This window comes from Micromonospora sp. NPDC047753 (assembly GCF_040642735.1).
GTDB lineage: Bacteria > Actinomycetota > Actinomycetes > Mycobacteriales > Micromonosporaceae > Micromonospora.
In genome coordinates, this window is the sequence record NZ_JBEYSL010000622.1 from 1 (window position 1) to 3,450 (window position 3,450).

Consider the following 3,450-nt stretch of genomic DNA (forward strand, 5'->3'; position numbering starts at 1 on the left):
GCGGGGCTGCGGGGCTGCGGGGCTGCGGGGCTGCGGGGCTGCGGGGCTGCGGGGCAGCGCGAGTGGGCGGGCGCGGGCGCGGCGAGGCGCGGGTCAGCCGGCGGTGGCGGTGGCCAGCTTGAGGCTGAAGGCCAGGAACAGGGCTGCCACGGCGGTGGTGCCGCCGGCCGCCAGGCGGCGGCGTTGGCGGAACTGGGCGGCCAGGAAGGTGCCCGCGAAGATCAACGCGGTCAGGTAGAGCACGCTGGTCACCTGCGCGATCAGCCCGAGCAGCAGGAACGACAGCGCCGGCCACGCGTAACCGGGGTCGACGAACTGGATGAAGAACGAGATGAAGAACAGGATCGCCTTCGGGTTCAGCAGGCTGATCACCAGCGCCTTGCGGAACGGGCTGCGCATCGCCGCCGGCTCCGCGGCGTCGATGAGCCGCGGCGTGCTGGGGTCGTTGCGGTCGCGCCAGCGCCGCACGGCGCCGAGCAGCATGGTCACCCCGACATAACCGAGGTACGCGGCACCGGCGTACTTGATCACCATGAACAGCGGCGGGTACGCCTTGAGCAGCGACGCCACCCCGGCGGCGGAGAGGAACATCAGCACCCCGTCGCCGACGAACACTCCACCGGCGGCCCGGTAGCCGACCGCGACGCCCCGTTTGGCCGCGGTGGAGAGCACGAAGAGTGAGTTCGGCCCGGGCAGCAGGATGATGGCCACGGTGCCCAGCACGTACGTCCAGATGTCGGTGATTCCCAGCACGCCCGCCATCATCACGCCACCGGTGCCGTCCGCAGAAGTCTTTCTCGCAGCCTGGCCTGTGCGTTCGGCCACTCGTCGACGGTCATCGCGTACTGCACGGTGTCCCGCCAGGAGCCGTCGGGGCGTTGCCGGTGCATCCGCAGCACCCCCTCCCGGGTTGCTCCGAGCCGTTCGATGGCCGCCTGGGAGCGAACGTTGCGGATGTCGGTGTGAAAGGCGACCCGTATCGCGCCCAGGTCGTCGAAGGCCCGGCCGAGCAGCAGCAGCTTCGCCTCGGTGTTGATCCCGGTACGCCACCAGGGCCGGCCGAGGAAGGTGTGCCCGATGGCCACCGCCCGCCGCTGGGGGTCGATGTCGTAGTAGGAGGTGCTGCCCACCACCGCCCCGGTCGCCGCGCACCGCTGCACCCAGGCCACCCGCTCGCCCTGGTGCTGGGCGGCCAGGGCGGTGCCGATCACCTCGGCGGTTTCGGCGGGGACGGTGGGCGGCGCGACGCTGAGGTGCCGCCACACGACAGGGTCCGCCGTGGCGGCGTGCAACTCGTCGGTGTGGGCCAGTTCCAGCGGCTCCAGCCGAACGTGCTCGCCGCGCAGCGGCACCGGGTCGTGCCAGGGCGTGCGGGGCGTCCGCAGGTACGCCGGCAGCGGCGCGGTGACTCCGGAGTCCGGCTCGGGTGCCCCGGCGGTCAGTCGCAGCGGCAGCACGCCGGCCCAGTGCGGCAGGTCCAGGTCGGCCTCGTCCTCGCGGACCCCGCCGGTGCGGGCCCGTACGGACACCTCGCGCAGTGGCAGCGCCAGTACGGCGGTCTCGGCCACTTCGCGACGGCTGGGCGGACGAGTGGCGGTGCTGCGTCCCGGGCCGACCTTCTCGACCAGCGCGGTGAGCATGGCGAGCTTCTCCCGCTCGTCGGTGACCAGTCGGGCGGTGCCGTGCGCGACGACCGAGCGGTAGTTGGCGCTGTGGTGGAACTGGGAGCGGGCGTAGACCAGCCCGTCGAGAATCGTCACCGCGACGCAGACCGGCAACCCGTCGTCGCCCCGGGCGGCGAGCAGCGGCCGACTGCCGGTGGAGCCGTGCAGGTAGAGCGTGTCGCCGATGCGGACGTGCAGGGTGGGCAGCACCCGTGGCTGGCCGTCGACGGTGAAGCTGAGCGCGCAGTCGTACGCCTCGTCGAGCACGGCGTGGGCGGCGGCCTGGTCGTAGCTCATCTTGTCGCGGGAGCGGTGGGGTGTGGTCCGGGCGGTGGGTGGATACATGCGCTCGCCCCTTTGTTCTAGTACAATCTCTTATTTGTGTCAGCACAGTATCAGCTCACCGGTACGACAGCCGTCGAGATTTCGGCCAGCATCGAGTCGGGCATCCGTACCGGCGCCCTGTCACCGGGAGCCGCCCTGCCCCCCGTTCGGGCTCTCGCCACCGAGTTGGGTGTCAGCCCCGCCACCGTCGCCCGCGCCTACCAGGAGCTACGCCAGCGCGGCCTGCTCGCCACCGCTGGTCGGCACGGCACCCGGGTGCGCCCCCGCCCGCCGGTGGCCGCCCGTCGCTCCGCGCTGCGTCCCCCACCGTTGCCCGGCGCCCGGGACCTGTCCCGCGGTGAACCCGACCCCCGTCTGCTGCCCCCGCTGGGCCCGCACCTGGCGGCGCTCGCCAGCGAGAACGGCCCGTCTGTCGGCTACTCCGACGCCGGGGTCCTGCCCGAACTGGCCGAGACGGCCCGCGCCCGGCTGCGTGCCGACGGCGTACCGGCCGGGGAGTTGACCCTGACCGGCGGTGCGCTGGACGGCATCGAGCGGTTGCTCGGCGCCCACCTGCGCCCCGGCGACGCGGTGGCGGTCGAGGACCCGGGCTGGGCCAACCTGCTCGACCTCGTCGCCGCGCTGGGCCTGCGCCCGATCGGCGTACCAGTGGACGACGAGGGGCCGGTGGTTGCCGGCGTGGCAGCGGCGCTCGCCGCCGGAGCGCGGGCGTTGATCGTCACCAGTCGGGCGCAGAATCCGACCGGTGCCGCCGTCTCCGCGGCCCGCGCGGAGGCGCTGCGGACGCTACTCGCCGGCCGACGGGACCTGCTGTTGATCGAGGACGACCACGCTGCCGAACTGGCCCTCGTACCCCTGCACCCGCTCGCCGGTGCGACAGCGAGTTGGGCCTTCCTCCGCTCGGTGAGCAAGCCCTTCGGCCCGGACCTGCGGCTGGCGGTGCTGGTCGGCGACGAGACAACTGTGGCCCGGGTGAGCGGTCGTACCCGGGTCGGTGCAGGCTGGGTCTCCACAGTGCTGCAACGTCTGGTGCTCGCCCTCTGGCGGGACCCGGCGGTCACCGAGTTGGTGCAGCGGGCGGCGCAGAGCTACGAGCAGCGCCGCGAGGGGCTGCTCGCCGCTCTGGCCGAACGCGGCCTGACCGCACACGGTCGCAGCGGCATCAACGTCTGGCTGCCCGTCGCGGACGAGACCAGCACTGTGACAGCGCTCCGCGACGCCGGCTGGGCGGTGGCCCCCGGCGCGCTCTACCGCATCGCCGCCCCGCCGGCCCTGCGTATCACCGTCAGTTCCCTGGACACCGCCGACCTGGCCCCGCTGGCCGCCGCCCTGGCCCACGCCGAAAACCCACCCCCCACCCAAGGCTTCCCCACCTGACCCCCCGCCGCGCCCCTACCCCGCCCCGCCCTACCCCACCCCCGCCCCCGCCCCGCCCGCACCC

At 73.6% G+C, this 3,450-nt stretch carries 3 protein-coding genes; 1 reads left to right on the forward strand and 2 read right to left on the reverse strand.

What is annotated here, in order from left to right; translation table 11 throughout:
- Positions 1-93: 93 nt before the first annotated feature.
- Positions 94-765: a leucine efflux protein LeuE gene (gene leuE, locus ABZ749_RS32060; protein ID WP_357234420.1), complete on the reverse strand. Its 672-nt coding sequence runs from the start codon at positions 763-765 to the stop codon at positions 94-96.
- Complete coding sequence (locus ABZ749_RS32065) at positions 765-2,009, reverse strand: bifunctional pyridoxamine 5'-phosphate oxidase family protein/GNAT family N-acetyltransferase (protein WP_357234422.1); 1,245 nt, start codon at positions 2,007-2,009, stop codon at positions 765-767. The genes leuE and ABZ749_RS32065 overlap by 1 nt, the downstream gene beginning before the upstream one ends.
- A 36-nt stretch (positions 2,010-2,045) precedes the next feature.
- Here ABZ749_RS32065 and ABZ749_RS32070 point away from each other — a divergent pair, with 36 nt between their 5' ends.
- Positions 2,046-3,386, forward strand: coding sequence for an aminotransferase class I/II-fold pyridoxal phosphate-dependent enzyme (locus ABZ749_RS32070; protein ID WP_357234425.1), 1,341 nt, complete (start codon positions 2,046-2,048; stop codon positions 3,384-3,386).
- Positions 3,387-3,450 lie beyond the last annotated feature (64 nt).

Bases quoted from the DNA above. Each gene is read 5' to 3' on its own strand.
- leuE (WP_357234420.1), bottom strand. From the start codon at position 765: ATGATGGCGGGCGTGCTGGGAATCACCGACATCTGGACGTACGTGCTG.
- ABZ749_RS32065 (WP_357234422.1), bottom strand. From the start codon at position 2,009: ATGTATCCACCCACCGCCCGGACCACACCCCACCGCTCCCGCGACAAG.